Here is a 4747-nt window from a genome sequence, read left to right as displayed (position 1 = left end):
ATGAAGCGTCAACCCGGCCCCGCTCAAGCGGATAAGACCGGGACCGTCCCACCGCAAGGCGGGACATACCGATCAGTCGCAAGAGCGCACTGACAGGTAACGGTACTCCAGCAGTTTGGCCCGCCCGCCGCCGAGGCGACATCGACGTTGACTGCGATGTCGCGCAGCGGCCCGTCGAAGGCGAAACCGGGCGTCGCATGCAGATACGTCGGCCGGAGGTCGTGCGTCGTGGGCGCGTCATGCCGGGCGGCGGCCGCCGCGCCGGGCACCAGCAGCCGGTCCAGCTGTGGTGCGCCCGCAAGCGTCGCGCGGGGCACGAACGTCAGCCCGTGCCGGGAGTGGACGGTCGGGGTCCCCGGCGACACCGCGAGCGTCCGGGCGGCGTAGACGGCCTCGGTGTAGGTGACGAACACCGAGGCGAGCTCGAGCTCACCGACGCCCTCTATCAGCAGGACTCCGGCCGTCGGCGCGTCCCAGCGGTACGACAGGTTCAGCGCGGCGATCGTGTCGCCGGCACTGAAGCGCTGCACGGGAATCGGCAGCGGCGTCCCGGGGGAGTAGTGGCGCCAGCCCACGGCCTCTGCCGCGGCGGAGGCCACCGGCGTGCCGGCCAGGCGCTCGATCACCCGCAGCGTGCCGTCGATGCCGGAGAGCACGCCAGCCGTGCTGATCACCTGACCGTCGTCGACGTAGCGGACGCCGCGCTGCCACCGCACGTCAGGGAAGTCCTTTTCGAGGCCGTCCAGGTAGTACCAGTGCGACGTCGCGGTGTGCCCGTCGAGTACCCCGGCCGCCGCGGCGACGCCGCCGCCCCAGCACACGCTGAGCATCAGCGCGCCGCCGTCGGCCTGCCGCCGGAGGAAGTCGAGCACCGCCGGCTCGTCGGTGCGCGGCATGGCAGGCACCACGATCACGTCCGCGGCACGGCCGCCGAGCCGGGTCGCCAGGGACTCGAACGTGACATCGGGCACCAGGTCCAGGCCGCCGGTCAGGGTGACCGGTGCCGGGGTCGGGGCGGCGGTGAGAACGTTGAAGCGCCCCGTCGCGGCCAGCACCTCGAACGGTCCGAGCGCGTCCGCGACGTTCGCCCCCTCGGCGCCGAGCACCACGACCGCGGTCGGCAGCGTCGGGTCGAAGGGACGTGATGCCGGCGCCGGAGCGCCCGGGGAGGGCGCCGGCGCGTACACGCTTCGTGTGTTCACCGTGGCGACCGCCGCGCCGACCGACACCGGGAGTACCGCCAGCGCCAGCACCACCGCGGCGATCCGTACCACGACGCGCGGCAGGCGGTGCCCGCGGTGCGTGTACTCCGACCGCCGCCGCAGCATGACCGCGACCATCGCGATCCCCATCAGCACGTGGCCGCCGGTCATGACGACACTGGCGGAGACGGCGCCGAACCAGTACGGCACGAGCAGCACGATGAACGGCGCGTACATCGCGGTGGTCATCTCGCCGATGCCGGCCCAACCGTGGCCGCGTACGCGCATCCACACTGCCATGCCGATGGCCATGTCGGTGGCCATCGTGAGCGTGTGCACGTCCGTTTGCTCGACCCCGGTCGGCAGCGCCAGCGCCCACAGTGGTCCCAGCGCGAACATGCCGACCAGCATGGCCACGACCATCTCGAGGAGATGGACGCAGAACCGGAAGACGGATTGCATCGTGGTCTCCAAACCGTTGATTGTGAGGGCGCTGCCGTGGCCTGGCCGGCCGCCGGTTGATGCGCCGGCCCACGCCCGGTCCGAGATCCGGCACGAACGTCAAGCACCGTGAGATGGCAAGCGATAGGTCACGTGCGTGACCGCGCTGGCTGCCCGCGACTCCACCTGCTCAAGATTCAGCGGCGGAACGCCATCGAAGAGCCGCGTGCCGCCGCCGAGCGTCAACGGCACAATGTGCAACCGCAGCTCGTCGATCAGGCCGGCGGCGAGGTACTGGTTGATCGTGGTCGCGCCGCCCAGGATCGACACGTCGCCGTCCCCGGCCGCCTCGCGGGCCTGGCTCAACGCGGATTCGATTCCGTCGGTGACGAAGTGGAACGTGGTGCCGCCGTCCATGGGCTGCGGGTCGCGCGGGTAGTGGGTGAGCACGAAGACCGGAGCGTGGAACGGCGGGTTGTCGCCCCACCAGCCCTTCCACTCCCGATCCCACTCGCCACGCACGGGGCCAAACATGTTGCGCCCCATGACGAATGCGCTGGACGCCGTCATCTGGTCGACCTCGGCCCGGTTCTCCTCGGGGGTTTCGAAGATCCAGGCGTGCAGCTTGTTGCCCCAGCCATCTCCGCCGTCGTCACCGAACGGGCGCTCCTCGGTCTGGTTGTGCCCGGCCGAGTAACCATCGGCCGAGATCGACAGGTCGCAGATCACTTTGCTCATTGCGCTCTCCTCGACGGATACGCTGCCTGGTGGGATCTCTTGCGTTACCGCACCACCCGAAATCCGAGGTGCGTCGCGGCAGAGGTGACTAGCACTCGGGTGTGTTCGAGGGTGATCGCGGAGTCCAGCCCGGCAGACAGGGGAGTGTCGCCACCCAGCAGGACCGGGCCCCACGTGCACGCGGCTCTATCGACCAGTCCGAGCGGTAGCGTCTGCTGCATGACGGTCGCGCCGGGCCGCCGGTGTTCGCGGTGGCGCCTGGGCTCGGGGAGGGAAACGTCAGCCTTCGTCGCCGTAGGGACGGGTGATGATTTCCAGGTTGTGGCCGTTCGGATCTTCCCAGTACACGCCGCGACCGCCGTCGTTGGTGTTGATCTGGCCGGCCTGCCGGTGGAAAGGATCAGCCCAGTACGGCAAGCCGCGCTCGCGGATACGGCCGAGGATCGCGTCGAAGTCGGACTCGCCGACGAGGAACGCGTAGTGCTGCGGTCGCACGTCGGGGACGGCCAGGAAGTCCAGCGAGACGTCGTTGTCGAGCTGGACGACCATGAAGTGGCTGAACGGGGTCGGCTCTGGCCGGCCCAGGATCTCGGCCAGAAACGTCGCCGACGCGGCGGCGTCGTGCGCATGCACGATGGTGTGGTTGAGCTGCACGGCCATAGCGTCAGGTTCCTACCGGGGGTCGGAAAGCACCGATCGGGCTGAGCTGAACGCCGGCGAGCTGCCACCGATTGCCCGCGCGGACGGCGATGTGCGTGGCACGGAACTGCCCGTCGGACGGCTGCCCACGGTAGCTGGCCTGCTGAGTGTGACGTCCGATGGCGACGGCCGCGTCGCCGTACGAGCGCACCGCGACCTCGTCCCAGGTCAGCGACGCGGTGATCAGGTCGCCGGTGCGGTACCGGTCCAGCCACTGCTGCTTGTCCAGGACGAAGCCCAGTGGCCCGACCAGCGCGAAGTCGGCGACGGCGAGCGCGTCGAGCGTCTCGACGTCGGCGCGCTGCTCTGCTTCGGCCCAGCGCCGCCCGAGCTCGAGGATCTCGGTGGTGATCGAATCGGTCATGACATCTCCTTCCGCTCTCATGCACGGATTACTTGCCGGTGCGCACGAAGTCGATCAGTCGGTTCCAGGCGATCCTCGGCTTGACCAGCGTCTGTTTGAAGGCCGTCCGCTCGTCGAGCAGTTGCTTGGCACGCTTGCGGACCGGTTCGGACGCCTTGCTCGTGTGGCCGGCGTCGAACGGCGGCTGCGGGTCGTATTCGATCGTCAGTTGGATCGCCTCGGCCAGCTCTCGTCCGGCGATTTCGCCGACGAGCCAGAGCCCCAGGTCAATGCCGGCGGACACCCCCGCCGCCGTGACGATTTTGCTGGTTTGCACGATCCGCTCGTCCGGCCGGGGCGTCGCGCCCATCAACCGCAGGGGTCCCATCGCGGCCCAGTGCGTGGTCGCGGGCTGACCCTTGAGGATTCCCGCGGCCGCCAGGATCACCGCGCCGCTGCACACGGAGGCTGTCCACGTCGTGGTCTCGTGCACGGACCGCAGCCAGGCGAGGACCTCCTTGTCCACCATTGTGGTTGGCGTCGTCGTTCCGCCCGGCACCAGCACGAGATCCGGTGCGGGCGTCTCGGCGAGGGTGTGTGTTACGCCGAGTAGCAGGGCACCTCCGTCGGTGAGCAGCGGGCCGGTTTCCGTGCCCACGAAGCGAACATCGGCGTCCGGCATGCGGCTGAGCACCTCGTACGGACCGACCGCGTCGAGTGCGGTGGTGCCGGGGTACAGCAGGATCGCGATTTGCATCTAGGCACGCTCCCTACGGGTCGACCCTCAGCCGACGCGTTCGTAGACGAGAAGGTGAACTCCGTCGCCGAAGGTTCGTTCCGAGGCGAGCCGCAGGCGCTTCGTCTCGCTGGTACCGTCGAACAGACGCTTGCCCGCGCCGACGATGATCGGATACACGAGAAGGTGCAGGGCATCGACCAAGTCGTGCTCGATGAGCGTTTGAGCGAGCTGCGGGCTGCCGTGCACGAGGATGTCCCCGTCATACTGTCCCTTGAGCCGGGTGACCTCTTCGACCAGCTCGCCCTTGAGAACTGTCGTGTTCTCCCACTTCGGGTCATTCAGCGTGGAGGAGACGACGAACTTCGGCATCCCGTTGAATCTGTCGGCGAACTCGCCCTCGTATTGCGGCCAGGATGCCGCGAACAGCTCGTATGTGACGCGTCCGAGCAGTTGGGCGTCTGCGGCCATTGTCTCGTCCACCTTGAACTGTTCGCCCTCTTGGCCGCGGGAGAAGTGATCGGTCCAGCCCGTGCGTGCGAACTGCTCACTGCCGCTGGGTGCCTGAACGACGCCGTCGACGGAGAT

Annotated in this window: 6 protein-coding genes; all 6 read right to left on the bottom strand. The window is 68.7% G+C overall.

Annotated elements, in window-relative coordinates:
- Positions 1–23: 23 nt before the first annotated feature.
- Complete coding sequence (locus FXF52_RS42300; protein ID WP_187414015.1) at positions 24–1664, bottom strand: DJ-1/PfpI family protein; 1641 nt, start codon at positions 1662–1664, stop codon at positions 24–26.
- 99 nt (positions 1665–1763) lie between these two features.
- Positions 1764–2381, bottom strand: coding sequence for a dihydrofolate reductase family protein (locus FXF52_RS40380; protein ID WP_148804913.1), 618 nt, complete (start codon positions 2379–2381; stop codon positions 1764–1766).
- A 279-nt stretch (positions 2382–2660) separates the two neighbouring features.
- Complete coding sequence (locus tag FXF52_RS40375) at positions 2661–3041, bottom strand: VOC family protein (protein ID WP_148804912.1); 381 nt, start codon at positions 3039–3041, stop codon at positions 2661–2663.
- Between the two features lie 4 nt (positions 3042–3045).
- Complete coding sequence (locus FXF52_RS40370; protein WP_148804911.1) at positions 3046–3444, bottom strand: nuclear transport factor 2 family protein; 399 nt, start codon at positions 3442–3444, stop codon at positions 3046–3048.
- 28 nt (positions 3445–3472) lie between these two features.
- Positions 3473–4180, bottom strand: coding sequence for a DJ-1/PfpI family protein (locus FXF52_RS40365; protein WP_148804910.1), 708 nt, complete (start codon positions 4178–4180; stop codon positions 3473–3475).
- Positions 4181–4207: 27 nt separating this feature from the next.
- Positions 4208–4747 (bottom strand): dihydrofolate reductase family protein (locus FXF52_RS40360; RefSeq protein WP_148804909.1); only part of this gene is annotated, 540 nt, incomplete at its 5' end.

The organism is Micromonospora sp. MP36 (genome assembly GCF_008119785.1).
In the GTDB taxonomy this organism is placed as follows: domain Bacteria; phylum Actinomycetota; class Actinomycetes; order Mycobacteriales; family Micromonosporaceae; genus Micromonospora.
Note: the sequence above shows the minus strand (reverse complement) of the source record. Positions and strands in the feature narration are given on the sequence as shown.

What these genes read in the sequence shown, in the direction of transcription:
- FXF52_RS42300 (WP_187414015.1), bottom strand. Translation starts at nt 1,664, where the DNA reads ATGCAATCCGTCTTCCGGTTCTGCGTCCATCTCCTCGAGATGGTCGTG.
- FXF52_RS40380 (WP_148804913.1), bottom strand. Translation starts at nt 2,381, where the DNA reads ATGAGCAAAGTGATCTGCGACCTGTCGATCTCGGCCGATGGTTACTCG.
- FXF52_RS40375 (WP_148804912.1), bottom strand. Translation starts at nt 3,041, where the DNA reads ATGGCCGTGCAGCTCAACCACACCATCGTGCATGCGCACGACGCCGCC.
- FXF52_RS40370 (WP_148804911.1), bottom strand. Translation starts at nt 3,444, where the DNA reads ATGACCGATTCGATCACCACCGAGATCCTCGAGCTCGGGCGGCGCTGG.
- FXF52_RS40365 (WP_148804910.1), bottom strand. Translation starts at nt 4,180, where the DNA reads ATGCAAATCGCGATCCTGCTGTACCCCGGCACCACCGCACTCGACGCG.